Genomic DNA, 24,262 nt, shown 5'->3' on the forward strand with positions numbered 1-24,262 from the left:
ACGCGTTCACGGCGACGTCGGCCGTGGGCCACCCCGCCGTCGTGACCCCCGCACTCTCCCTCGCCTCCCGTCGCAGAGGAGCAGCCCATGCCGCCCACCGCGTCGCCCACCTGGGACCCCGACCAGTACCTGCGCCACTCCGGGCACCGCGCCCGCCCCTTCCACGACCTCCTCGCCCGGGTGGCCCCGCTCCCCGCGGGCCCCGAAGGGCGCCCGCCCCGCATCGCCGACCTCGGCTGCGGGCCCGGCAACGTCACCGTCCTGCTCGCCGAGCGCTGGCCCGACGCCCACGTCACCGGCTTCGACAACTCCCCGCAGATGCTCCGGCAGGCCGCGGCCCTCGCCGGGCCCACGGCGGGCGGCGGCCGCCTGGAGTTCGCGTCCGCCGACGCCGGGGCGTGGACGCCCGCCCCTCGGACGTACGACCTGATCCTGTCGAACGCGACCCTCCAGTGGGTGCCGGGGCACGCCGACCGCTTCCCCGACTGGGTGGCCGCGCTGCGGCCCGGCGGGGTGCTCGCCGTCCAGATGCCCGCCAACTTCGGGGCGCCGAGCCACACCCTGATGAGGGAACTCTGCGCGAGCGGGCGGTGGCGGGAGCGGCTCGGCGGAGTGCTGCGGCACGCCGACGCCGTGCTCCCGCCCACCGCCTATCTGGAGCTCCTCACCGGGCTCGGCTGCGCGGCCGACGTCTGGGAGAGCACGTACCAGCACCTGCTCGGCGGCGACGACCCCGTCCTCGACTGGGTCAAGGGGACCGGCCTGCGGCCCGTCCTCACCGCACTCGCCGACGACCCGGCCGCGCGGGACGCCTTCCTCGGTGAGTACCGCGACCTGCTGCGCGAGGCCTATCCGGCCGGGGCGCACGGGACCGTCTTCCCCTTCCGGCGGCTCTTCGCGGTGGCCCGCGCGGGGGGTGCGGTCTGATGCTCGCCGCCGTCGACCATGTGCAGCTCGCCGCCCCGCCCGGCAGCGAGGGGGCGCTGCGCGGCTTCTACGTGGACGTGCTCGGCATGACCGAGGTGCCGAAGCCGGGCGGGCTCGCGGGGCGTGGCGGGTGCTGGTTCGAGGCGGGGGCCGTCCGGCTGCACCTCGGGGTCGAGGCCGGCTTCCGGCCCGCCCGCAAGGCGCACCCCGGACTCCGCGTCACCGGCATCGAGGCCTACGCGGCCCGGCTCGCCGCCCTGGGGGCGCCCGTCACCTGGGACGACCTTCTCCCCGGCCACCGGCGCTTCTACTCCGAGGACCCGGTCGGCAACCGCCTGGAGTTCCTGGAGCCGTACCCCGCGGCTCCCCCCGCCTGACCCGCCCGGCAACCCCGCCGCCGCGCGCGGCGCGGTGGATGGTCCACCGGGTCGCGCGCGAGTACGAGACAGTCGCGCCGGGCGCCCCCCCCGGGTACACGGGGCACCGCCCCCGACGGTGTGACGTCAGGACTTGCGATGGCCTATCAGGCGCGGCTTCGGCTCCAGGCCGTCCAGGCCGTGCCAGGCCAGGTTGACCAGGTGGGCCGCCACCTCCGCCTTCTTGGGCTTGCGGACGTCCAGCCACCACTGGCCGGTGAGGGCCACGCTGCCGACCAGGGCCTGGGCGTAGAGCGGGGCGAGCTTCGGGTCGAAGCCGCGGGTCTTGAACTCCTGGCCGAGGATGTCCTCGACCTGCGTGGCGATGTCGGAGATGAGGGAGGCGAAGGAGCCGGTCGACTGGGGGATGGGGGAGTCCCGGACGAGGATGCGGAAGCCGTCGGTGTACTCCTCGATGTAGTCGAGGAGGGCGAAGGCGGCCTGCTCGCAGAGCTCGCGGGGGTGCCCGGCGGTGAGGGAGCCGGTGACCATGCCGAGGAGCTGGCGCATCTCACGGTCCACCACGACCGCGTACAGCCCTTCCTTGCCGCCGAAGTGTTCGTAGACGACGGGCTTGGAGACACCGGCCTTCGCCGCGATCTCCTCCACCGACGTGCCTTCGAAGCCCTTGGCGGCGAACAGGGTGCGGCCGATGTCCAGCAGCTGCTCACGGCGCTCGGCGCCGGTCATCCGGGTCCGGCGGACGCGCCGGGGCTTGTCGCTGTTCGAACCCGCGGAGCCCTGCGGGGCCCGCGTGGAGCGCGTCGTACTCGGATTGCTTGGGTCGGTCGCCACGTGGTCCATCATGCCGCGTCTGCGGCCTGGGGCTTGCCAGGGGCGGGAATCGCACCCGCCCCGTCCGCCCCGTCGGGAGCCTTGCGGCGGGCGTCGATCCGGGTCTTGGTGGGCCACCGCACGTCGTACGCCCAGCCGAGCTGTTCGAACCAGCGGATGAGCCGCGCGGACGAGTCGAGCTGGCCGCGCATCACGCCGTGGCGCGCGCTCGTCGGGTCGGCGTGGTGCAGGTTGTGCCAGGACTCGCCGCAGGACAGGACCGCGAGCCACCACACGTTGCCGGAGCGGTCGCGGGACTTGAAGGGACGCTTGCCCACCGCGTGGCAGATCGAGTTGATCGACCACGTCACGTGGTGAAGCAGCGCCACCCGGACGAGTGAGCCCCAGAAGAAGGCCGTGAACGCGCCCCACCAGGACATCGTGACCAGACCGCCCACCAGCGGCGGCAGCGCGAGCGACACCACGGTCCACAGGACGAACTGGCGCGAGACGGCCCGGATCGCCGGGTCCTTGATCAGGTCGGGCGCGTACTTCTCCTGCGACGTCTGCTCCTCGTCGAACAGCCAGCCGATGTGCGCCCACCACAGGCCCTTCATCAGGGCCGGGACCGTCTCGCCGAAGCGCCACGGCGAGTGCGGGTCGCCCTCCGCGTCGGAGTACTTGTGGTGTTTGCGGTGGTCGGCCACCCAGCGGACGACGGGGCCCTCCACCGCCATCGAACCGGCCACCGCGAGCGCGATCCGCAGCGGCCGCTTGGCCTTGAAGGAGCCGTGCGTGAAGTAGCGGTGGAAGCCGATGGTGATGCCGTGGCAGCCCAGGTAGTACATGAACACGAGCAGGCCGAGATCCAGCCAGCTCACCCCCCAGCCCCAGGCCAGCGGGACCGCCGCCACCAGGGCCAGGAACGGGACGGTGATGAACAGGAGCAGCGCGAGCTGCTCCGCGGACCGCTTCTGTTCACCGCCCAGGGTCGCGGACGGGGGCGGGGCGCTCGACGGCGCCCCCTTCGATTCGGCGATGACGTCGGGGCTCGTGGTCATAAAGGCTTCCCCTGGGGGGTCGAGGGTGACTGCCGGCATCTGGCGATGCGGAGCGCTGGGATACGGAATTCGCAGGTGTCGACACGCGCCGGGCGGGAAGGCACCGGACGGGCGGGTGCCCATGGGCGGGGCCGCTCATACGCGAGGCTACGGAGCCGTAGGTTACGGCCTCGTAAGTATCGCAGTGCGCGGCATCACGGCAAGAGGCCGCGAGTCTGCCAAGACCCATCGACACCTATCCTTGGATCGGTCGGACAGCGCGGTCCGCTCTGTATCTCCCCCGGTTCCACGGCCGGGACCCCTCCCAGACGTGCCCACCCCCGTTCTCCGGCCGGAAAACGGCGGGCTTCACCGCAAGGAGCCGCACCTGTGAGCAGTGCCGACGACCAGACCGCTACCACGGCCACCGCGAGCACCACGTCCACCTCGGCCGGGGCCAACAGCGAGCTGCGCGCCGACATCCGTCGCCTCGGCGACCTCCTCGGCGAGACCCTCGTCCGCCAGGAGGGGCCCGAACTCCTCGACCTGGTGGAGAAGGTCCGCCGCCTGACCCGCGAGGACGGCGAGGCCGCCGCGCGGCTCCTCGGCGGCACCGAACTGGAGACCGCCGCCAAGCTCGTGCGCGCCTTCTCCACCTACTTCCACCTCGCCAACGTCACCGAGCAGGTGCACCGCGGCCGTGAGCTGCGCGCCCGCCGCGCCGCCGAGGGCGGCCTGCTCGCCCGCACCGCGGACCGCCTCAAGGACGCCGACCCCGAGCACCTGCGCCAGACCGTCGAGCACCTGAACGTGCGCCCGGTCTTCACCGCGCACCCCACGGAGGCCGCCCGCCGCTCCGTCCTGAACAAGCTGCGCCGGATCGCCGAGCTCCTGGAGACCCCGGTCATCGAGTCCGACCGGCGCCGCCACGACACCCGTCTGGCCGAGAACATCGACCTCGTCTGGCAGACCGACGAGCTGCGCGTGGTCCGCCCCGAGCCCGCCGACGAGGCCCGCAACGCCATCTACTACCTGGACGAGCTGCACGCGGGCGCCGTCGGCGACGTCCTGGAGGACCTGACCGCCGAGCTGGAGCGCGTCGGCGTGCAGCTGCCGAGCGAGACCCGCCCGCTGACCTTCGGCACCTGGATCGGCGGCGACCGCGACGGCAACCCGAACGTGACGCCCGACGTCACCTGGGAAGTCCTGATCCTCCAGCACGAGCACGGCATCAACGACGCCCTGGAGCTGATCGACGAGCTGCGCGGCTTCCTCTCCAACTCCATCCGCTACACCGGCGCCACCGAGGAACTGCTCGACTCCCTCCAGTGCGACCTGGAGCGTCTCCCGGAGATCAGCCCCCGCTACAAGCGCCTCAACGCCGAGGAGCCCTACCGCCTCAAGGCCACCTGCGTCCGGCAGAAGCTGGAGAACACCAAGCAGCGCCTGGCCAAGGGCACCGCGCACGAGCCGGGCCGCGACTACCTGGGCACCGCCGAGCTGCTGCACGACCTCACGCTCATCCAGACGTCGCTGCGCGCCCACAAGGGCGGCCTGTTCTCCGACGGCCGCATGAACCGCACGATCCGCACCCTCGCCGCCTTCGGCCTGCAGCTCGCCACGATGGACGTGCGCGAGCACGCCGACGCCCACCACCACGCCCTCGGCCAGCTCTTCGACCGGCTCGGCGAGGAGTCCTGGCGCTACGCCGACATGCCGCGCGAGTACCGCCAGAAGCTGCTCGCCAAGGAACTGCGCTCGCGCCGTCCGCTCGCGCCCTCGCCCGCCCCCCTCGACGCGGCCGGCGAGAAGACGCTCGGCGTGTTCGGCACGGTCAAGAAGGCCCTGGACGTGTTCGGGCCGGAGGTCATCGAGTCGTACATCATCTCCATGTGCCAGGGCGCCGACGACGTGTTCGCCGCCACCGTCCTCGCCCGCGAGGCCGGCCTGATCGACCTGCACGCGGGCTGGGCGAAGATCGGCATCGTGCCGCTCCTGGAGACCACGGACGAACTGCGCGCCGCCGACGTCATCCTGGACGAGATGCTGGCCGACCCCTCCTACCGGCGGCTCGTCGCGCTGCGCGGCGACGTCCAGGAGGTCATGCTCGGCTACTCCGACTCCTCCAAGTTCGGCGGCATCACCACCTCGCAGTGGGAGATCCACCGCGCCCAGCGCCGCCTGCGCGACGTCGCCCACCGCTACGGCGTGCGCCTCCGGCTCTTCCACGGCCGCGGCGGCACCGTCGGCCGCGGCGGCGGCCCCTCGCACGACGCGATCCTCGCCCAGCCCTGGGGCACCCTGGAGGGCGAGATCAAGGTGACCGAGCAGGGCGAGGTCATCTCCGACAAGTACCTGGTGCCGTCCCTCGCCAGGGAGAACCTGGAACTCACGGTCGCCGCCACCCTCCAGGCCTCCGCCCTGCACACCGCGCCCCGCCAGTCCGACGAGGCCCTGGCCCGCTGGGACGCCGCGATGGACGTCGTGTCCGACGCCGCGCACGCCGCGTACCGCAAGCTGGTCGAGGACCCGGACCTGCCGACCTACTTCCTCGCCTCCACGCCGGTCGACCAGCTCGCCGACCTGCACCTGGGCTCCCGGCCCTCGCGCCGCCCCGGCTCGGGCGTCTCGCTCGACGGCCTGCGCGCCATCCCGTGGGTGTTCGGCTGGACCCAGTCGCGGCAGATCGTGCCCGGCTGGTTCGGCGTGGGCTCCGGCCTGAAGGCGCTGCGCGAGGCGGGTCTCGACACCGTCCTCGACGAGATGCACGAGCACTGGCACTTCTTCCGGAACTTCCTCTCCAACGTGGAGATGACGCTCGCCAAGACCGACCTGCGCATCGCCCGGCACTACGTGGACACGCTGGTGCCGAGCGAGCTGCAGCACGTCTTCGAGACCATCGAGGCCGAGCACGCGCTCACCGTCGCCGAGGTCCTGCGCGTCACCGGCGGCGAGCGCCTCCTCGACTCCAACCCGGTGCTCCAGCAGACCTTCTCGATCCGCGACGCCTACCTGGACCCGATCTCCTACCTCCAGGTCGCGCTGCTCAAGCGGCAGCGGGACGCGGTGGCCGCGGGCGACGAGGCCGACCCGCTGCTCGCGCGGGCGCTGCTCCTCACGGTCAACGGGGTCGCGGCGGGGCTGCGCAACACCGGCTGACGCCGCGCCTTGATGTGCACGAGGGCCCCTCACCCACGCGGGTGAGGGGCCCTCGCGGGTCGGCAGGCCGGTGCCTCAGAGGCTCAACGCCGCGAACGCCGCCGACAGTCAGAGGCTCAACGCCGCGAACGCCGCCGACAGTTGGACGCCCCCGGCGAGCGCCAGGACACCCGCCGTCCGGTTCAGCCGCAACCCCCCGGCCACCACCACCGCGGCGAGGAGCAGCGCGCCGCCCAGCGGCAGCCACGCGTGCAGGAAGCCCGGGCCGCCGCTGCGGACGGCCTCGTCCGAGTCGGGCTTGACCACGACCGGGATGCGCTCGCCCTCGCGGGCCGCGACCGACTCGTCGATGACGACGCGGTCGCGCGCCCTGCTCCCGGACGCGGGGGCGTAGGGGCCGGTGCACTCGTCCCCGCCGCAGCGCGCGACGGACAGCATGCCCCGCTCCCGCCCGTCGTCGGGCACCATCACATACCGCGCCGTCCCCCACGACGCCCAGACGCCGGCGATCAGGATCAGGGCCGCGACGAGCCCCGCCGCGCCCCGCAGTACGTAAGCGGGCATGGCGGCGATCCTTGGGGAGGGGAGCACGCTGCGTCAACAGGCGACGGCGCGAACGTCCCGTACGTCAGGAGTTGTACGCGCTCTGCGCCCGCTCCAGGCCCTCGGACACCAGGCACTCCACGGCGTCCGCGGCCCGGTCCACGAAGTAGTCCAGCTCCTTGCGCTCCGTGCTGGAGAAGTCCTTGAGGACGAAGTCGGCGACCTGCATCCGGCCCGGCGGGCGGCCGATACCGAAGCGCACCCGGTGGTAGTCGGAGCCCATCGCCTTCGTCATCGACTTCAGACCGTTGTGGCCGTTGTCGCCGCCGCCCAGCTTCAGGCGCAGCACGCCGTAGTCGATGTCGAGTTCGTCGTGCACGGCGACGATGTTCGCCGTGGGCACCTTGTAGAAGTCGCGCAGGGCGGTGACCGGACCGCCCGAGAGGTTCATGTACGAGGCGGGCTTGGCGAGGACGACGCGACGGCTGCCGGGGCCCATCGGGCCGATCCGGCCCTCCAGGACGTGCGCCTGCGCCTTGGCGGCCCGCTTGAAGCTGCCGCCGATCCGGTCGGCGAGCAGGTCGGCGACCATGAAGCCGACGTTGTGGCGGTTCATGGCGTAGCCGGGGCCGGGGTTGCCGAGCCCCACGATCAGCCAGGGGGCGCTGGGGTCCGTCGTCATCCGTGTGTCTCCTTCATGGCACCTTCATAGCGCAACCGCCGCCCAGCGCCAGGGCGCTGAGCGGCGGTCGGTACTGCCGCGTCGAGGATCAGGCCTCGGCGGCCTCGTCGCCCGCGGCCTCGGCCGGGGCCTCCTCGGCCTGCGCGGCCAGGATCTGCAGGACGACGGTGTCGTCCTCGACGGCCAGGGAGACGCCGGAGGGCAGCGTGATGTCCTTGGCGAGGACGGAGGCACCGGCCTCCAGACCCGCGATGGAGACGCTCAGGGACTCGGGGATGTGGGTGGCCTCGGCCTCGACCGGAAGCGCGTTGAGGACGTGCTCCAGGAGGTTGGCGCCCGGGGCCAGGTCGCCCTCGGCGACGACGGGGATCTCGACGTTGACCTTCTCGCCGCGCTTCACGAGGAGCAGGTCGACGTGCTTGAGGATGCCCTGACGCAGGACGTCGCGCTGCACCGCCTTCGGGATGGCCAGCTCGGTCTTGCCCTCGATGTCCAGGGAGATCAGGACGTTGGAGGTGCGCAGGGCCAGGAGCAGGTCGTGGCCGGGCAGGGTGATGTGGACCGGGTCGGTGCCGTGGCCGTACAGGACGCCGGGGACCTTGTCCTCGCGGCGGATGCGGCGGGCGGCGCCCTTGCCGAACTCGGTACGGACCTCGGCGCTGAGCTTGACCTCAGACATGGTGCACTCCTCGTAGAAAAGGTGAACTGACGTGGTCACCCGGCCACGACTGGCCTGCTACGAAGAGCGCGTCGATAACGGACCGCCGCAGCTGCGTTCGTGAAAACGCGAGTGCGGCCTCCCTCGCCGAGCAACTTCGACAGTCTACTCGGTGAGGGAGGCCGCACCCAAAAGGATCTTGCGGGACGCCCGGGGAGGCCCGGAGCGGCCGCGGCGGAGCGCCTTACGCGGGGCCGCTCTGCTCCTCGAAGAGGCTGGTCACCGAGCCGTCCTCGAAGATCTCCCGGACGGCGTTGGCGATCGTCGGGGCGATCGAGAGCACCGTGATCTTGTCGAGCTCCAGCTCGTTCGGCGTCGGCAGCGTGTTGGTGAACACGAACTCGCTGACCTTGGAGTTCTTCAGGCGGTCCGCGGCCGGGCCGGAGAGCACGCCGTGCGTGGCCGTCACGATGACGTCCTCGGCGCCGTGCGCGAACAGCGCGTCGGCGGCGGCGCAGATCGTGCCACCGGTGTCGATCATGTCGTCGACGAGGACACAGACGCGGCCCTCGACGTTGCCGACGACCTCGTGCACGGTGACCTGGTTGGCCACGTCCTTGTCACGGCGCTTGTGCACGATCGCCAGCGGGGCGCCCAGGCGGTCGCACCAGCGGTCGGCGACGCGCACGCGGCCGGCGTCCGGGGAGACGACCGTGAGCTTGTCCTTGTCGACCTTCGCGCCCACGTAGTCCGCGAGGATCGGCAGGGCGAAGAGGTGGTCGACGGGGCCGTCGAAGAAGCCGACGATCTGGTCGGTGTGCAGGTCGACCGAGACGATGCGGTCGGCGCCGGCGGCCTGCAGGAGGTCCGCGACCAGGCGGGCCGAGATGGGCTCGCGGCCGCGGTGCTTCTTGTCCTGGCGGGCGTAGCCGTAGAACGGCACGATCACGGTGATGCTGCGCGCGGAGGCGCGCTTCAGGGCATCGATCATGATCAGCTGTTCCATGATCCACTTATTGATCGGAGCCGTGTGGCTCTGGATCAGGAAGCAGTCCGCGCCGCGCGCCGACTCCTGGTAGCGCACGTAGATCTCGCCGTTGGCGAAGTCGAAGGCCTTGGTCGGCACGACGCCGATGCCCAGCTGGTGTGCGACCTCCTCGGCCAGTTCGGGGTGGGCGCGGCCGGAGAAGAACATCAGCTTCTTCTCGCCGGTCGTCTTGATCCCGCTCACAGCACAGTCTCCTCAGACGTGTTCCCTGGCCGCGAGGTGTACTCGCGCGAACCAGCCGATTTCATGCACCTATCAAGGTTTCGTGCACCTATCACGGTACGCGGTGTCAGGCGCACCTGTTTCCGGTCAGCTTTCGCCGACCGGGGTCTCGGAGGTCAGGGCGGCGGCTTCGGCGGCCCGGGCCGCCGCGCTTCCCGGACGCTTGCGGGCCACCCAGCCCTCGATATTCCGTTGCTGGCCACGGGCGACGGCCAGCGAACCGGCCGGTACGTCCTTCGTGATCACGGAGCCCGCGGCGGTGTAGGCACCGTCGCCAATCGTGACAGGAGCCACAAACATGTTGTCCGAACCCGTCTTGCAGTGCGACCCCACCGTCGTGTGGTGCTTGGCCTCGCCGTCGTAGTTCACGAACACGCTCGCGGCGCCGATGTTGGAGTACTCGCCGATCGTCGCGTCGCCCACGTAGCTCAGGTGCGGGACCTTGGTGCCCTCGCCGATCGTGGCGTTCTTCATCTCCACGTACGTACCCGCCTTGGCCTTCACGCCGAGCCGGGTGCCGGGCCGCAGGTACGCGAACGGACCGACGCTCGCCCGCTCGCCCACCTCGGCGCCGTCCGCGACGGTGTTGTCGACGCGGGCGCCCGCCCCCACCGTGGTGTCCTTCAGGCGGGTGTTGGGGCCGACCTCGCAGCCCTCGCCCAGGTGCGTGGCGCCCTGGAGCTGGGTGCCCGGGTGCACCAGGGCGTCGCGCTCGAAGGTGACGCTCGCGTCGATCCACGTCGACGCCGGGTCGACGACGGTGACGCCCGCGAGCATCGCCGCCGTGAGCAGCCGGTCGTTCAGGACCCGGCGGGCGTCGGAGAGTTGGACGCGGTTGTTGATGCCCGCGATCTCGCGGTGGTCCCCGGCGACACAGGCGCCGACACGGTGCCCGGCCTCGCGCAGGATGCCGAGGACGTCCGTCAGGTACTCCTCACCCTGGCTGTTGTCCGTGCGGACCTTGCCGAGGGCGTCCGCGAGCAGCTGTCCGTCGAAGGCGAAGACACCCGAGTTGATCTCGCGGATGGCGCGCTGCGAGTCGGTCGCGTCCTTGTGCTCGACGATCGCGGTCACGGCGCCGGAGACGCCGTCGCGCACGATGCGGCCGTAGCCCGTCGCGTCGGGCACCTCGGCGGTCAGGACGGTGACGGCGTTGCCGTCGGCGCGGTGCGTGGCGGCCAGGCTCGTGAGCGTCGCGCCGGTGAGCAGCGGGGTGTCGCCGCAGACCACGACGACCGTGCCGTCGACGCTGCCGCCCAGCTCCTCAAGGCCCATCCGGACGGCGTGGCCCGTGCCGTTCTGCTGGGCCTGGAAGGCGGTGCGCACCTCGGGGTCGATCCCGGCCAAGTGCGCGATCACGCGCTCGCTCTCGTGCCCCACGACGGCGACCAGGCGCTCGGGGGACAGCTCGCGGGCGGCGGCGAGCACGTGCCCGACGAGGGAACGGCCGCAGATCTCGTGCAGGACCTTCGGCGTGGCCGACTTCATACGGGTGCCCTCACCCGCTGCGAGGACGACGACGGCTGCCGGGCGATTGGCGCTCACAGGGGTGCCCTTCGGCTTCGGATGCTTGGGGAGTGGACATCCGCAGGATACCGGGGCGTAGTGGGGCGGAAATGAGGGCGGGTCCCGACCTTGACGGTCAGGACCCGAACCTTGAAGCTCCCCTGCCAGGACTCGAACCTGGAACAAATCATCCAAAGTGACCCGTGTTGCCGATTACACCACAGGGGATGGTTAATGCCTTCAAAGCGGACAAAAGGTCAGTCCGTTGAGGTGGCGGCCTCCACTATGCCGCACCAGGCGCCCTCGATGCGACGGTACAAGTCGGCGCTCTGCCGGACTTTGATCACCAGGCAGCCGCGATAGGCGTCGCCCACGTTCTTTCGGACGGTCTTCGGGTTGTGCTTCTTGACCGTCGTCTTGTTGAAGGCGGAGGCGTCCGCGCCGACGAGATCGGCCCAGTAGCGCTCGGCTTCCGGCACGTCGGCGGTCTCGTGGATCATCACGCAGAACCGCAGCCGCTCCCGCTCCACTTCCAGCAAGCCGAGCCAGCGCAGGAAGACCTTGATCATGCCGGGGTCGCTGTTGACGAAAGCGACGCTCTCCCGTCGGTCGTACGGCTTGTCCTTGCCGCCTTCGGCCCAGTAGAGGCCCACTCCCAGGAGGAACAGCTCGCGGTCCGACATGGGGCCCACCTCCTGCCGGGCCGCCTCCTTCGTCCGCCGTCGCTCCTCGTCCCGTACCGCGGACTCGTGCTCCCACCGCTTTCGGGCCGCCAGCCTGGCCTGCTCCGAGGGGTCCCGTCGCTGCGGCCTCGGCAGGTCACGGACCCACAGGGAGACCGAACTCCTCGAGCAGCCCAGCTCCACCTCGATCTGGTCGTACGTGAACCCTTGCAGCCGCAGCTCCCGCGCCCTCGCCCGCAGCTCGTCCTTCGCGTTCGGCCGCCGCGTCCACTCCGGCGGGGGCTCTCCCTGGACCAGGCGGTGCAGGAGGTCGTTGTTGAAGACCTTCAGTTCGTCGCGGATCTGGCGCAGGCTGCGTCCCTCGCGCCGCAGGGCGACCGCCCGCGCCCGCAGGTCCTCGAAGTCGGCGTACTTGCCGGTGATCTCGGTCATGCGATCACCTTCGTCCGGAATGCGGACGTCCGGCTCGGAAATTAGGGCGATTCAACTGTTCGAGGGTTACTGGGGGGTTTCGCTGGCGCGGGGCATCGCCCGGTACTGGCGCGGGGCATCGCCCGCTACCGGATCCTGCCCCGCCCTGCCCGGGATCACAGGGCGGGAAACTCACCGGATACGGGAGCGCCGACGCCCGTACGCTGGGAGGCATGACCACGACGGGGGAAAGCGGCACCGCGGCCAGGACCGGGCCGTGGTGGTGGGAGCGGCGGCGCAGTGCCGCCCTGGACGTCGGCCTCGGCCTCGCGTCCGCGGCCGAGTGCGGCGTCGAGGGCGTGCAGTTCGCCGACGACGCGGGCATCCCGGTCGCGGTCGGCGTGACGTTCGGTGTGCTCGCCGGGTCCGCCCTCGTCCTGCGGCGCCGCTGGCCGATCGCGGTCGTGCTGATCTCCGTCGCGATCACGCCCGCCCGCATGGGCATCCTGATGGCCATCGTCGGCCTCTACACCCTCGCCGCCTCCGAGCTGCCGCGCCGCATCATCGGCGCCCTCGCCGGGATGTCCCTCGCGGGCACCCTGATCGTCACGTTCGTGCGCACCAACCAGGACATGGCCAACGGCGACCTGGCCATCGGTGAGGGCTTCATACCGTTCATCGCCATCAGCACCTCCCTCGGCGTCACCGCCCCGCCGGTCCTCCTCGGTCTGTACGTGGGCGCGCGCCGCCGCCTGATGGAGTCCCTGCGCGAGCGCGCCGACAGCCTGGAGCGGGAGCTGCAACTGCTCGCGGAGCGCGCCGAGGAGCGCGCGGAGTGGGCCCGCGGCGAGGAGCGCACCCGCATCGCCCGCGACATGCACGACGTCGTCGCGCACCGCGTGAGCCTGATGGTCGTGCACGCGGCGGCGCTGCAGGCGGTCGCCCGCAAGGACCCCGAGAAGGCCGTGAAGAACGCCGCCCTGGTCGGCGACATGGGCCGGCAGGCCCTGACCGAACTGCGCCAGATGCTCGGCGTCCTGAGAGCGGGCGACACCCCGCCGAAACCGACGCCCGCCCCCGTCCCCGTCCCGCTGGCCGCCGTCGGCGAGGCCGCCGACCGGGCCGCGCCGCGCGCCGAGCCCGCCGAGGGCCCCGCCGCCCCCGATGTCCCCGAGGGGCCCTGCCTGGCCGAGCTCGACGAGCTCGTGGACCAGTCGCGGGCCGCGGGCATGGCGGTGGACCTGTCCGTGGAGGGCGACACGCGGGCGTACGCGGCCGACGTGGAGGAGACCGCGTACCGCGTGGTGCAGGAGGCCCTCACGAACGTCCACAAGCACGCGGCGGGTGCCAAGACCTATGTGCGGCTCGCGCACCGCGCCGCCGAGATCGCCATGCAGGTGGAGAACGGCCCGCCCCCGGAGGCGGGGCCGGCCGAGGTGCTGCTGCCCAGCGGCGGCAACGGCCTGGTCGGCATGAAGGAGCGGGTGACCGCGCTCGGCGGCGTGTTCGTCTCCGGGCCGACGGACGCGGGCGGCTTCAAGGTGTCGGCGGTGCTCCCGGCGTCGGCCGGTCAGTGATCTTCCTCATACGGGTACGGGTCCTCATCCGGGTACGGCAGGCGGGCCCGTGCCGCCGCGGGGTGCTCAGCCCGTTGTGAGCCGTACCGGCTGCGTGCCCGCGACGAGCGTGGTCAGGGCCTGGTCGAGATGGCGGCCCAGGAACCAGTCGCCGCTGTGGTCGAGGCTGTAGACCCGGCCCTCCGCGTCCATGGCGAGCAGCGCCTGCGTCTGTGTCTCCTCACCGATCGGACAGACCTCCGTGCCGAGCGCCCGCCCCAGGTCACCGAGGGTGCGGGCCATGTGCAGGCCGTACATCGGGTCGAGGTGCAGGGTCGCCGGGGCTATCTGGCGGCCGGGGCCCTGCGGGGTGATGTGCAGCCCGCCGAACTCCGCCCACGCCTCCACGGCCGCCGGGAACACCGCGTGCTGGTGGCCCGCGGGTGAGGAGTGGCGGCGCAGGACGTCGGCCCAGATCTCGGCCTGCTTGATGTCCCAGCGGCCCGGCGCCCAGCCCGCCGCGCGCAGGGCGGCGTCGACGGGCACGGGGAAGCGGGTGGAGTGGTCGGTGTGCATGGCATGGCCCTCGTGGTGCGGGTGCGGATGGCGGCGGCCGGTGCGTGGGGCACCGGGGGTCGTCAGCTGGTGGGCGCCCCGCGTCACGCGTCGGACGCGGTCGGGTCGACGACGCGGACGCCGAAGTGTGCGGTGAGGGCGGTGCAGGAGCGGCACGGGCGGGCGAAGGAGCCGTGCAGGGGGTCGCCGTCCTCGCGGATGCGGCGGGTGGTGAGTTTGGCGTGTTTGAGGGCCTTGCGTGCCTCGCCGTTGGTCATCGGCTTGCGCGCGGCCCGTTTGGAGCGGCCGGCGTCGGCGGTGGTCAGGTGCCGGGAGATGAGGACGGCCTCCGCGCACCGTCCGGTGAAGCGCTCGCGCTGGCCGCTGGTGAGGGTGTCGAGGAAGTCCTGGACGAGCGGGTGCAGGTCCGGGGGGTCCTCGCCGCGCCTCGGGGTGCTGGTGAGGGTGGTGCCGCGGACCGAGAGCGCGGCGGCCACGGTGGGCAGGATGCCGTCGCGGCGGTGGTGCAGGACCGGGGCGCCGACGGGCTCGCTGCTCCAGCCGACGCGCGGGTCCCCTGGCTCGGCGGTGGCGGTCGTCCCGGTGGTCGGGCCGGGTGCCGTGCGGGTGGTTCCGGAGTCGGTGACAGGTGTGCCGTGCGCGTTGGACATGCCGGTTGGTGCCGTGTGCATGTGGTGTTTCCCTCCCCGTGCCCGCGGTGTCAGCCGCTGGTGCCACGCCCCCGCGTTGCGGGAACAGACTGCCAAATGGGGCGCGTGGTGCGGAAGCTGGGGCTGTACGACACGCCTGGGTTTCGCCTCTGGGTGACCGGCTCGTGGCGGGTGGTCACGGTTTCGGGGCCCGGTGACCGGTGTCGTGCTTGCGCATAGGCTGTCGATGTCCGTGAACCCCACAGTGCCGCAGGAGGGCATCCGCCATGACGCAAGGTCGGCCAGGTCGGCTCGGGCAGCAAGCCGCGCCGCCGAACGCGGCCTACGCCGGGCAGGTGGTCCACTTCCCGGACCCGGTCCGCGCCGCCCGCCATCCCAGAGGGGTGCGGGTCGACGGTGACGGTTACCCGGACTTCTCGCCGTACGCGCGTGCCGCGGCCGAGATCGCCGAGCCGCCCGAGGGCTTCGGCGTGGACGAACTGCGCCTCACGGACTACGTCTCGGCGAACGCGGCGCTGGCCGCCTCCGGCCACGAACTGTGGGACACGATCCCCGCGGTCGCGACCCCGCACGGCTGGACCTGGCACCACGCGCCGCACGGCCGCCGCCTGGAGCTGGTCCCCGTCGAGGTCAAGGCGCTGCTGCGGCACCACGGCGGCATCTCCACGGCGCCCGTCGACCAGGACAAGCGCGGCACCCGCCCGCTCCAGGAGACCCGCCCGGCGCACCTGGCGCTGCCGAAGGCGGCCGTCGCCGTCACCGAGGGCCAGATCACGGGTGTCGAGGAGGACCTCGGCTACCGCCTGCCCGGCGCCTACCGCTCCTTCCTGAAGGCGGCGGGCGGCTGCGCACCGGTCGGCACGGCCCTCGACGCGGAGCTGGGGCTCCTCATCGACCAGCCGTTCTTCACGGTCCGCGACGAGGCCGCGATCAACGACATCCTGTACGTCAACAAGTGCCTGCGCGACCACCTCACCAAGGACTACCTGGGCGTGGGCTTCGTGCAGGGCGGTCTGCTCGCCGTGAAGGTCAAGGGCGACCGGATCGGTTCGGTGTGGTTCTGCGCGTACGACGACGTGCGCGACGTGGACCCGTCCTGGACGCCCGCCGAGCGCGTGCAGCGCTTGCTGCTGCCGTGCGGCGACGACTTCGACGCCTTCCTCTCCCGGCTCGCGGGCAGCCCGCCCGAGCTGGAGACCGTGGCGAACCTGATGGTGGACGGCGGCTTCGCGCGCGCCGTCCCGGTGGGGGAGTGAGCGATCCGATGGTGACCTTCGCGCAGGCGCAGGAGCGCGCCGAGGAATGGATCAACGGTGACGTGCCCGGGCCCGGCCACCGCGAGGTGCGGGTGCGGGAGTTCGAGCTCGGCTTCGTCGTGTGGGCGGAGGACCGCGAGGGTGGCCCCCGCTCGGACGGCGGCCACCAACGGCTCGTCATCGCCCGGGACAGCGGCGAGGCCACGCTGTGGCCCGCGCTGCCGGTGGGCGAGGTGATCCGCCGCTACGAGGAGGAGTACGGCGTGCCGGAGGCGGCGCCCGAACCGGCCCCCGAGCCCCCGCAGCGGATGGACCTGAACCAGACGTCGTTCCTGTTGAGCCCCCCGGAGTGGCTCCAGGAGGCGGCGGACAAGCTGGGGATCCCGGACCGGCGCTCCGGCAGCTCCGGCAGCGGGGACGCCCAGGGCGCGGCCGGTGCTTCCGGGGCGGCTGGTGCTCCTGGCGTTTCCGGGCAGTCCGAGGGCGAGCCGCTTCCGACGATGGCCGGGCCCGGTCCCGCGGCCGCGCAGCCCGCTCCTGGCGGGCCCGACGGCGGTACGCCGTGGCCCTCGGCCGGGACGCCGGGCGACGAGCCGGGCGCCGGGGCCGGTGGCGGCGGGGCGGCGCCGGGTGTGCCCGCGTCGGCGACGCCGTGGGCCGGTACGGACACCAACACCGACGCCGACGACGTGGCGGTGCCGCTGCCCGCCACGGTGTTCTCGCCGCCGCTGACGTTCGACGGCGGCGACGGCGACGAGGAGCAGCCGCCCGCCGCGCCCCCCGAGGCCAAGACCGCGCTGATGTCCGGCGGCAGCCAGCTCCCGAAGACGGCCATCGCGCCCGCCCTCGACGAGCCGGTGCCCGGCGCGCCGGGAGCCGGTCCGCACCTGCCGCCGCCCGCGGGTGCGGCGGTGACGGGGCCCGACGTGCCGCCGCCGCCCGCGGGGTACGCCCCCGCCGGTTCCCCACCGCCGCCCGCCGGTCCGCCGGCCGGTGGCCCGAACCTGCCGCCGCCTCCTGCGGGTTCGGCGGTGAGCGGTCCCAACATGCCGCCGCCCCCGACCGGTTCGGGAGCGGGTGCCGCGCCCCCGTACGGATATCCGCAGGGGCCGGACGCGTCCGGCGCGGGGGCTCCCAGCGCCCCTGGCGCGCCTGCCGCTCCCGCCGGGAGTACGCCGCCTCCGGGCGCGCAGCCCGCTCCTGGTGCTCCCGCGCCGGGGGACACACCGCCGCCGGCCGGGGCCGGTGCTCCGGGCGCGCCCGCGGGTGGCTACGTACCGACGCAGCTGATGTCGCCGCTCGGCCCGGACGGACAGACTCCTGGCGCCCCCGGTGCACCTGGCGCGCCTGCCGCGCCCGCGGCTCCCGGTGCGCCCGCGGCTCCCGGTGCGCCCGCGGCTCCCGGTGCGCCCGCGGCTCCCGGTACGCCCGGCGCTCCGCAGCCTCCTGGTGCTCCCGGTGCTCCGGGTACGCCCCCCGGTGGGGTGCATCACGCGGCGACGATGCTGGCCGACCCGAGCCTGGGTGGCGGTGTGAAGCCTCCGGGTGCGCCGGGTGCTCCTGGTGCGCCCGGGGCCCCGCAGCCTCCCGGTGCGCCCGGTGCGCCCGGTGCTCCTGGTGCGCCGGGCGCACCGCAGCCCCCCGGTCCGCCCGGTGCTCCCGGCACGCCTCCCGGTGGCGTGCACCACGCCGCGACGATGCTGGCCGACCCGAGCCTCGGTGGCGGCCTGAAGCCTCCTGGTGCTCCTGGTGCTCCTGGTGCTCCTGGTGCGCCCGGCGCCCCGCAGCCTCCCGGCCCGCCCGGAGCCCCCGGTGCGCCCCAGGCCCCCGGTGCGCCCGGCGCCCCCGGCGCTCCGGGCGGCGGCGTCCACCACGCCGCCACCATGCTCGCGGGCCCGGCCGTCGGCGGTCCCGGCGCGCCCATGCCGCCGGGTGCTCCCGGCGCACCCGGTATGCCCGGCGCCCCCGGCGCGCCCCTGCCTCCCGGCGTGCCCGGTGGTCCGGGCGCCCCCGGCATGCCCCCGCCCGCCCAGGGCATGGGCCCCGGCCAGTCGTACGGCTACCCCCAGCCGCCGACCGGCCAGCCGACCGTCGGGCCCGGCTACCAGGCCGTGCTGCGCTACCGCGCGCCCGACGGCTCCGAGCAGCAGGTCATCCGGCGCTCGGCGCCCGGGACGCCGCACCCGGAGTGGCAGATCTTCCACGAGCTGCGCTCCATGAACATCCCGCCGGACCAGGTCCTCGAACTCCACACCGAGCTGGAGTCCTGCGACCTGCCGGGCGCGTACTGCGCGCGGATGATCCGGGAGACCTGGCCGCAGGCGCGCATCACCTCGATCGCGCCCTACGGCAAGGACCACGCGTCGCGGCAGCAGGGCATGCACCAACTGCTCGCGCACCAGGGCGAGCTGCACCAGGTCGCCGACGGTCCCGCGCGCCCCGCGCCGGTGCGCGCGCCGCTGCCGCAGGTGCCGCCCGCGCCCGCGGTGCCGCCGGAGGGCGTGGCCCAGGAGCTCGCGGGGGCGTTCGGCCCCGGCGTGTTCCGGTTCGACCAGCGGGCGGTGTCCCGTCAGGGCGTGCCGGACGTGGTGGCCCACACCCTCGTCGTGGCCGGGCTCCCGGTCGACTTCGGGCCGTTCTTCTGGGCGCAGGCCCAGCCGGGGCGGCCGGTGCCCACGCTGGCCGAGATGGCGCAGGAGCGGGGTGTGCAGCCCGCGTCGGACGCCGGTTCGTACCTGGTCATGGGCAGTGACTTCGGACGGGCGATCTGCGTCCAGTACGGCACCGCGAACATCGTGGCGGTGCCGGTGGAGGCGGGTCCCGCCGCCGCCCCCGTGCCGCCGCAGTTCGTGAACACGGGCCTGCCCGAGTTCACCCGCTGCCTCGGGCTCCTCGGCCGCATGTGGCGGCTGCGCTACGGACTCAACCAGGAGCAGGCGGGCCGCTGGACCGTCGACTTCCAGACCCAGCTCGCCGCGCTCGACCCGGCCGCGCTCGCCTCGCCGGAGAGCTGGTGGTCGGTGCTGCTCGAGCAGATGTGGGACGGACTCCTGTAACCCGTACGAGGCACTGGGAAACAGCTGAACGAGGCGTCCGACCTGGGCATCAGGTCGGACGCCTCGCTCGTGCGCGCTCGCGTACGCGGGTGGCTCGGAGGGCTCGCTCAGAGCTTCGTCGCACTGCGGAACGACAACTCGATTCCGACTTCTGACCCCAATTGACGCATCCTTGACCGGATGGGGCGGGCGGAGTGTCGCGTTATGACCACTTCCGCTTGATCCATCAAGATGTGCGCCAATCGCGTTGTACGCGGTCGGCGTGACGGCGAGAGTCTGTGTGGGCGAAAGAGGGGATCAAGGATGAGCGGCAGCGGTGTGTCGGTATCACCTCATGGCTTCGTCGCCGTGCGCGGGCGCGGCTACCGTCCCGGGCAGGTGGACGTCTACGCCGACGCCCTGTCCCGGGACCGCGACGCGGCGTGGGAGCGGGCCGCCCGCCTCACCGTCCTCGCGAAGGAGATGGACGCGGAGGCCGCGCACATGCGCGAGGTCGTCGCGCGGCTCGCTCCGCAGACGTACGAGTCGCTGGGGCAGCGCGCGCAGTACCTGCTCGCGCTGGCCGAGGAGGAGGCCGCGGCCGTGCGGGACGGGGCGGCGGCCGCGGCGCGCGAGACCGAGGAGGCCACCGCCGCGGGCGCGGCGGCGCTCGCAGGGGCCGCGCGGGCGTACGCCGACTCGGTGTGCGGCGAGGCGGAGGAGCGGGCCCGGCAGCGGCTGCTGGCGGACGGCGCCGCCGCGGACGAGGTGCGCCTCGCCGCCCGTACGGACGCCAAGCAGTGGCGCGGCGAGGCGCTGGCCGCGCTGCGGGACATGCGGCAGCGCACCAGTGGGCTCCTCGCCGACCTGGAGAAGGAGCACGCCGAGCGCTGGGACGCCGCCGAGCGGGAGATCGCCGAGCGGGAGGCCGAGGCCGAGGCGCGGGAGGCGTCCCTCGTCGCCGCCGCCGAGGCCCGCCTCGCCGAGGCCGAACGGGCCAGGGCCGAGGCCGAGGAGGCCGCGCGGCACGGGCAGGAGGACGCGGAGGCGCGCGCCGCGGACGTGCTCGCGCGGGCGCGGATGCGCGAGGAGCGGATCGGGCGGGAGACGGAGCGGATCCTGCGGGAGCACGGGGAGCGGTGGGACGAGGTGCGGGCGCACATGGACCATGTGCGCAGCAGCCTCTCCGCGCTCACCGGGCGGGACGCCCAGGAGGACGGCCCGCGCCCCGGCGACCCCGGCACGGTGCCGGGGCCCGCCCCGGGCACGGACTCCTGACCCCCGGCGGCAACCGTCCGTCCCCGCCGCGCGGGCGCTTCCCCCGGGGCGCCGGGAAGCAGCCGAGCTCTGCGGGCGGGTGGGACGCGCTCCCGAGGCGGGGCTCACCGGCCGCGCGTCCCGCGGGCCCCCGCGAGTATGAACGGTTCCACCGCCTCGTACCGGGCCCGTTGTTCGCGTTGGACGCAGGGGCGGGAGGTGATCGTGCCCAGCCAGCCGAGGAGGAAGCCGAGGGGGATGGAGGCGATGCCGGTGGTGGTGAAGGGGAACCAGTTGAAGTCGTGGGTGGGGAAGGCGGAGTTGGGGGAGCCGGAGACCAGGTTGGTGCCGGTCATGAGCACGGCGCAGCCGACCGTGCCGCCGATGAGGGTCCACAGCAGTCCCGCCCGGGTGAAGCGGCGCCAGAACAGGGTGTAGATCAGCGCGGGCGCGAGCACGGACGCGCCGAGGCAGAACGACAGGGTCACCAGCGGCTGGAGGCTGCGGTCCTGGATGAGGACGGCGAGGGTGATCGCGACGGCGCCCACGGCGAGCGCGCAGCCGCGGGCGAGCGTCATCTCCCTGCGGGGCGCCAGATCGCGGCGGCAGGCCGCGAACACGTCGTGCGCCAGGGAGTTGGCGCAGGCCAGGATCATCCCGGCCACGGACGCGAGCAGCGTCAGGAAGATGGCGGTGGCGACCGTTGTGAAGAGCAGGGTCTCGGCACTGGACGCGTCCGCGCCGAACACCGCCCGCGTGCCCAGGAGATACGCCGTGTTGCCCTGCGCGTCGTGCGCCGCGACCGCCGCCCGCCCGAGCATCGCCGTCGTACCGAATCCGATCACCGTGATGACGAGGACGAACAGCGCGATCGAGGACACCGCCCAGGACAGGGAGCGTCTGATCTCGGGGGCGCTGCGCGCCGTGTACATGCGCATGGTGATGTGCGGCAGGCACGCCCCGCCGAGCACCACCGTCAGCTCGGAGCTGATCATGTCGAGGCGGGGTGCCGCGCCCCCGTCGAACTGCAGCCCCGGCTGGAGGTAGGCGGGGCCCAGATCGCTGCCGTGGCGCGCGGCGGCGAGCAGCGCCCCGGGGTCCCAGTCGAAGCGCCGCAGGATCAGCACGGCGACCACCGTCCCCGACCCGAGCAGGATCACCATCTTGAGGATCTGGATGAGGGCGGTGCCCTTCATGCCCCCGATCGCCGCGTAGCTGATCATCAGCGCCCCGAGCGCGATCACGCACCCGGTCTTCAGGCCGGGGCTGGAGAAACCCAGGACGAACGCCAGCAGGTCGCCCGCGCCCGCCAGTTGGACCAGCATGAGGGGCAGCAGCGCGGCCAGCGTCGCCGCGCATGCGGTCACGCGCACCACCCTGCCGGGCATCCGGCGCGCGAGCACGTCCCCCATCGTGAACTTGCCCGCGTTCCTGAGGGGTTCGGCCAGCAGGAACATCAGCAGCATCAGGGAGAGCGACGTGCTGAGGGCGAGGACCACGCCGTCGTAGCCGAGCAGCGCGATGACGCCGGTCGTGCCGAGCACGGACGCGGCGGAGATGTAGTCGCCCGCGATGGCGAGGCCGTTGCGCAGCGGCGTGAGGGCGCCGTACCCGGTGTAGAACTCGCCGAGCCCGTCGCGGTCCGGACCCGTCATCACGCACAGCAGCAGCGTCAGCGTGACGACGGCCGTGAACGCCACCAGGGTCAGGCTCTGGGTCGTGTCAGCGGCGGTGGTCACGGTTCGCCTCCAGTTCCGCCAGCTTGCGCAGGCGCGCGGCGAGCCGGTCGAGCCTTCGTCGCGCCGTGAACTCGTACAGCGCTATGGCGACGCACATCACCGGCAGTTGTACGAGTCCGAGGAGCAGGCCTGTCGTCAGGCCGCCGGAGACCTCGGTGTTCATCAGGGCCGGCGCGCAGCCGGACAGGACGAGGAAGAGCGTGAAGTAGCCGAGTGCGGTGAGGGTGGCGACGCGGCGCTGTCTGCGGTAGGCGGTGCGCAGGATCCGCAGGTCGCGGTGGCTGCCGAGGGCGGGGTGGCGGGGCGCGGTGCGGGGCGGTGGCGGCGCGGGCGGCGGCACGGGCTGCCAGGGGTAGGTGGCGTAGGACGGGGACGAGTCGTGCGGAGGGTGGTTCATCCCGGTTCCTCTCCAAGCGCGGCTTCGGTCCGGTGCGGACCGCGAGGGAGTGAGGGCCGAGAAGGCTACTTGCTGGTAGTGGGCGTGCGCGGGCTTTTCGCCGTACTGGTCAGTCGGTATGGGGCTCGTCGGGTGATGAATGGGTCAACCGGGGCTTTGGGGGCGGCAGTTGAGTGTCAGGGGCGCCTGGTTCGTCGGGGGCGGCGGACTCCGCGGGTGCCTCCTGGATGACGGGGAACCGGCGCGGTGCCACGAAGAGCAGGACGAGCAGACACACCACCGCCGCGCACGCCGCACCCACGTACACGGAGTCGACGGCCGCGTCCACCGCGCGCCGCAGCCGGTCCGGGTCCGCCACCGAGCCCGGGTCGTCCAGGGACTTCGCCACCGAGTCCAGGGAGCCCGCGCCGCCGAGCTCGGCGCTGAGCACCCCGTTGGCGACCGCGCCGAACAGCGCCGCGCCGACGGTCTGGCCGATCTGGCGGCAGAACAGGACCGACGCGGTGGTCGTGCCGCGCTCCGCCCAGCCGACGGTCGACTGGACGCCGACGATCAGCGGGAGCTGGAAGAGGCCGAGCGCCGCGCCGAGCAGCAGCATGAGCAGGGCGGGCTGCCAGGCCGAGCCGGGGTAGGGCAGCAGCGGGAAGGCGAACAGGACGCAGGCCGCGGCGCCGATGCCGAGCATCGCCGTGTTGCGGAAGCCGATGCGCCGGTAGACGTGCTGGCTGAGCGCCGCGGACACCGGCCAGCTCAGGGTCATCACGGAGAGCACGAACCCGGCGGCCACGGGCGCGAGTTGGAGCACCGACTGGGCGTACGTCGGCAGGAAGACCGTGGGCGCCACCATCACCAGGCCGAGCGAGCCCAGCGCCAGGTTCACGGCGGCGATGGGGCGGCGCCGCCACACCCACCCGGGTATCACGGGGTCGGCCGCGCGCCGCTCGATGACGACGACCGCGGCCACGCACAGCAGACCGGTGCCGAACAGCGCGAGCGACGGCGCCGACAGCCACGCCCAGGCGACCCCGCCCTGCACGAGCGCGGTGAGGAGCACCCCTCCGGCGGCGAAGACGGCGAGCGCCCCGGGCCAGTCGACCCGCTTCCACGCCTCGCCGCGCGGCCCGGCGGCCGGGCTCGTACGGGCGGGCTCCTGCAGGTGGCGCACGATCAGCCAGAGGGCGAGCGCGCCGACCGGCAGGTTGATCAGGAAGATCCAGCGCCAGTCCGTGTACGCCGTGATGAGGCCGCCGACCGCGGGGCCCGCGACCGCCGAAGTGGCCCACACCGTCGACAGCTTGGCCTGGATCTTCGGGCGCTCCTTGAGCGGGTACAGATCGGCGGCGAGGGTCTGCACGGTGCCCTGGAGGGCGCCGCCGCCGAGGCCCTGGACGACGCGGAAGGCGATCAGGGCGCCCATGTTCCAGGCGAGCGCGCACAGCGCCGAACCGAGCAGGAACAGGACGCAGCCGGCGATCAGGACGGGCTTGCGGCCGAAGGTGTCGGAGAGCTTGCCGTACACCGGCAGGGTGACCGTTGCGGCCAGCAGATAGCCGGAGAAAAGCCAGGAGAAGACGGAGAAGCCGCCGAGGGTGCCGACGATCTGCGGGACGGCCGTGGAGACGATGGTGGCGTCCAGCGCGGCGAGCGCCATGACGAGCATGAGCGCGGCGACGACGGCCCCGCGCCTGTCGGTACTCGGCATCCCAAGTTCCCTTCCCCCTGCACCT

20 protein-coding genes and 1 tRNA gene are annotated in these 24,262 nt (G+C 73.2%); 7 read left to right on the top strand and 14 right to left on the bottom strand.

The window, feature by feature from the left end; genetic code table 11:
• Positions 1-87 precede the first annotated feature (87 nt).
• Positions 88-927, top strand: coding sequence for a trans-aconitate 2-methyltransferase (locus tag QUY26_RS23450; protein ID WP_289949846.1), 840 nt, complete (start codon positions 88-90; stop codon positions 925-927).
• Positions 927-1,304 (top strand): VOC family protein, encoded by a 378-nt coding sequence (locus QUY26_RS23455; protein WP_289949847.1) that lies wholly within the window; start codon positions 927-929, stop codon positions 1,302-1,304. The genes QUY26_RS23450 and QUY26_RS23455 overlap by 1 nt, the downstream gene beginning before the upstream one ends.
• Positions 1,305-1,430: 126 nt before the next feature.
• On the opposite strand, the gene QUY26_RS23460 is transcribed toward QUY26_RS23455, so the two are convergent.
• Positions 1,431-2,150 (bottom strand): TetR/AcrR family transcriptional regulator, encoded by a 720-nt coding sequence (locus QUY26_RS23460; protein WP_436840387.1) that lies wholly within the window; start codon positions 2,148-2,150, stop codon positions 1,431-1,433.
• Entirely contained in the window at positions 2,147-3,178 is a 1,032-nt protein-coding gene (locus QUY26_RS23465) for an acyl-CoA desaturase (RefSeq protein WP_289949848.1), read from the bottom strand. Before QUY26_RS23465 ends, QUY26_RS23460 begins: the two co-directional genes overlap by 4 nt.
• Before the next feature lie 369 nt (positions 3,179-3,547).
• Here QUY26_RS23465 and ppc point away from each other — a divergent pair, with 369 nt between their 5' ends.
• Positions 3,548-6,316 (top strand): phosphoenolpyruvate carboxylase, encoded by a 2,769-nt coding sequence (ppc, locus tag QUY26_RS23470; protein ID WP_436840388.1) that lies wholly within the window; start codon positions 3,548-3,550, stop codon positions 6,314-6,316.
• 108 nt (positions 6,317-6,424) lie between these two features.
• Here ppc and QUY26_RS23475 read toward each other — a convergent pair whose 3' ends face one another.
• The 7 genes from QUY26_RS23475 to QUY26_RS23505 all read right to left on the bottom strand — a co-directional run bounded on the left by QUY26_RS23475 (position 6,425) and on the right by QUY26_RS23505 (position 12,090).
• Complete coding sequence (locus QUY26_RS23475; RefSeq protein ID WP_289949850.1) at positions 6,425-6,880, bottom strand: hypothetical protein; 456 nt, start codon at positions 6,878-6,880, stop codon at positions 6,425-6,427.
• 64 nt (positions 6,881-6,944) lie between these two features.
• Positions 6,945-7,541, bottom strand: a complete 597-nt coding sequence (gene pth / locus QUY26_RS23480) for an aminoacyl-tRNA hydrolase (protein WP_289949851.1) — start codon at positions 7,539-7,541, stop codon at positions 6,945-6,947.
• 88 nt (positions 7,542-7,629) lie between these two features.
• Entirely contained in the window at positions 7,630-8,220 is a 591-nt protein-coding gene (locus QUY26_RS23485) for a 50S ribosomal protein L25/general stress protein Ctc (protein ID WP_289949854.1), read from the bottom strand.
• Between the two features lie 223 nt (positions 8,221-8,443).
• Positions 8,444-9,430: a ribose-phosphate diphosphokinase gene (locus tag QUY26_RS23490; protein WP_289949855.1), complete on the bottom strand. Its 987-nt coding sequence runs from the start codon at positions 9,428-9,430 to the stop codon at positions 8,444-8,446.
• A gap of 126 nt (positions 9,431-9,556) precedes the next feature.
• Positions 9,557-11,014 (bottom strand): bifunctional UDP-N-acetylglucosamine diphosphorylase/glucosamine-1-phosphate N-acetyltransferase GlmU, encoded by a 1,458-nt coding sequence (gene glmU, locus QUY26_RS23495; protein ID WP_289949857.1) that lies wholly within the window; start codon positions 11,012-11,014, stop codon positions 9,557-9,559.
• Between the two features lie 117 nt (positions 11,015-11,131).
• Positions 11,132-11,203 (bottom strand) — tRNA-Gln (locus tag QUY26_RS23500).
• A gap of 29 nt (positions 11,204-11,232) precedes the next feature.
• Positions 11,233-12,090, bottom strand: coding sequence for a hypothetical protein (locus QUY26_RS23505; RefSeq protein ID WP_289949858.1), 858 nt, complete (start codon positions 12,088-12,090; stop codon positions 11,233-11,235).
• A gap of 212 nt (positions 12,091-12,302) precedes the next feature.
• Between QUY26_RS23505 and QUY26_RS23510 the strand changes: the two genes are divergently transcribed.
• Positions 12,303-13,646, top strand: coding sequence for a sensor histidine kinase (locus tag QUY26_RS23510; protein WP_289949859.1), 1,344 nt, complete (start codon positions 12,303-12,305; stop codon positions 13,644-13,646).
• Positions 13,647-13,712: 66 nt separating this feature from the next.
• On the opposite strand, the gene QUY26_RS23515 is transcribed toward QUY26_RS23510, so the two are convergent.
• Both QUY26_RS23515 and QUY26_RS23520 read right to left on the bottom strand, forming a co-directional pair.
• Positions 13,713-14,201, bottom strand: a complete 489-nt coding sequence (locus tag QUY26_RS23515; RefSeq protein WP_289949861.1) for an SUKH-3 domain-containing protein — start codon at positions 14,199-14,201, stop codon at positions 13,713-13,715.
• An 83-nt stretch (positions 14,202-14,284) separates the two neighbouring features.
• Entirely contained in the window at positions 14,285-14,851 is a 567-nt protein-coding gene (locus QUY26_RS23520; protein ID WP_436840522.1) for a YwqJ-related putative deaminase, read from the bottom strand.
• Between the two features lie 266 nt (positions 14,852-15,117).
• Between QUY26_RS23520 and QUY26_RS23525 the strand changes: the two genes are divergently transcribed.
• From QUY26_RS23525 to QUY26_RS23535, 3 genes are all read left to right on the top strand, one after another.
• The gene (locus tag QUY26_RS23525) at positions 15,118-16,107 is read left to right on the top strand and encodes an SMI1/KNR4 family protein (RefSeq protein WP_289949864.1); all 990 of its coding nucleotides are present in this window, start codon (positions 15,118-15,120) and stop codon (positions 16,105-16,107) included.
• Positions 16,108-16,115: 8 nt separating this feature from the next.
• Positions 16,116-19,163, top strand: coding sequence for an SUKH-4 family immunity protein (locus tag QUY26_RS23530; RefSeq protein WP_289949867.1), 3,048 nt, complete (start codon positions 16,116-16,118; stop codon positions 19,161-19,163).
• A gap of 303 nt (positions 19,164-19,466) precedes the next feature.
• Positions 19,467-20,420, top strand: a complete 954-nt coding sequence (locus tag QUY26_RS23535) for a cellulose-binding protein (RefSeq protein ID WP_436840389.1) — start codon at positions 19,467-19,469, stop codon at positions 20,418-20,420.
• Between the two features lie 104 nt (positions 20,421-20,524).
• Here QUY26_RS23535 and QUY26_RS23540 read toward each other — a convergent pair whose 3' ends face one another.
• The 3 genes from QUY26_RS23540 to QUY26_RS23550 all read right to left on the bottom strand — a co-directional run bounded on the left by QUY26_RS23540 (position 20,525) and on the right by QUY26_RS23550 (position 24,237).
• Positions 20,525-22,138: a cation acetate symporter gene (locus QUY26_RS23540; protein WP_289949870.1), complete on the bottom strand. Its 1,614-nt coding sequence runs from the start codon at positions 22,136-22,138 to the stop codon at positions 20,525-20,527.
• Positions 22,122-22,535 (bottom strand): DUF485 domain-containing protein, encoded by a 414-nt coding sequence (locus QUY26_RS23545; RefSeq protein ID WP_289949873.1) that lies wholly within the window; start codon positions 22,533-22,535, stop codon positions 22,122-22,124. Before QUY26_RS23545 ends, QUY26_RS23540 begins: the two co-directional genes overlap by 17 nt.
• Before the next feature lie 109 nt (positions 22,536-22,644).
• On the bottom strand, positions 22,645-24,237 hold the full coding sequence (locus QUY26_RS23550) for an MFS transporter (RefSeq protein ID WP_289949874.1): 1,593 nt from the start codon (positions 24,235-24,237) through the stop codon (positions 22,645-22,647).
• Positions 24,238-24,262: the final 25 nt, after the last annotated feature.

Origin of the sequence: Streptomyces flavofungini (assembly GCF_030388665.1) — a bacterium.
GTDB classification, from domain to species: Bacteria; Actinomycetota; Actinomycetes; order Streptomycetales; family Streptomycetaceae; genus Streptomyces; species Streptomyces flavofungini_A.

Coding starts and splice junctions, on each gene's coding strand:
- QUY26_RS23510 (WP_289949859.1), top strand. CDS start 12,303: ATGACCACGACGGGGGAAAGCGGCACCGCGGCCAGGACCGGGCCGTGG.
- QUY26_RS23485 (WP_289949854.1), bottom strand. CDS start 8,220: ATGTCTGAGGTCAAGCTCAGCGCCGAGGTCCGTACCGAGTTCGGCAAG.
- QUY26_RS23450 (WP_289949846.1), top strand. CDS start 88: ATGCCGCCCACCGCGTCGCCCACCTGGGACCCCGACCAGTACCTGCGC.
- QUY26_RS23515 (WP_289949861.1), bottom strand. CDS start 14,201: ATGCACACCGACCACTCCACCCGCTTCCCCGTGCCCGTCGACGCCGCC.
- QUY26_RS23545 (WP_289949873.1), bottom strand. CDS start 22,535: ATGAACCACCCTCCGCACGACTCGTCCCCGTCCTACGCCACCTACCCC.
- QUY26_RS23525 (WP_289949864.1), top strand. CDS start 15,118: ATGACGCAAGGTCGGCCAGGTCGGCTCGGGCAGCAAGCCGCGCCGCCG.
- QUY26_RS23460 (WP_436840387.1), bottom strand. CDS start 2,150: ATGATGGACCACGTGGCGACCGACCCAAGCAATCCGAGTACGACGCGC.
- QUY26_RS23530 (WP_289949867.1), top strand. CDS start 16,116: ATGGTGACCTTCGCGCAGGCGCAGGAGCGCGCCGAGGAATGGATCAAC.
- QUY26_RS23505 (WP_289949858.1), bottom strand. CDS start 12,090: ATGACCGAGATCACCGGCAAGTACGCCGACTTCGAGGACCTGCGGGCG.
- QUY26_RS23535 (WP_436840389.1), top strand. CDS start 19,467: ATGAGCGGCAGCGGTGTGTCGGTATCACCTCATGGCTTCGTCGCCGTG.
- QUY26_RS23455 (WP_289949847.1), top strand. CDS start 927: ATGCTCGCCGCCGTCGACCATGTGCAGCTCGCCGCCCCGCCCGGCAGC.
- pth (WP_289949851.1), bottom strand. CDS start 7,541: ATGACGACGGACCCCAGCGCCCCCTGGCTGATCGTGGGGCTCGGCAAC.
- QUY26_RS23520 (WP_436840522.1), bottom strand. CDS start 14,851: ATGTCCAACGCGCACGGCACACCTGTCACCGACTCCGGAACCACCCGC.
- QUY26_RS23465 (WP_289949848.1), bottom strand. CDS start 3,178: ATGACCACGAGCCCCGACGTCATCGCCGAATCGAAGGGGGCGCCGTCG.
- QUY26_RS23550 (WP_289949874.1), bottom strand. CDS start 24,237: ATGCCGAGTACCGACAGGCGCGGGGCCGTCGTCGCCGCGCTCATGCTC.
- QUY26_RS23475 (WP_289949850.1), bottom strand. CDS start 6,880: ATGCCCGCTTACGTACTGCGGGGCGCGGCGGGGCTCGTCGCGGCCCTG.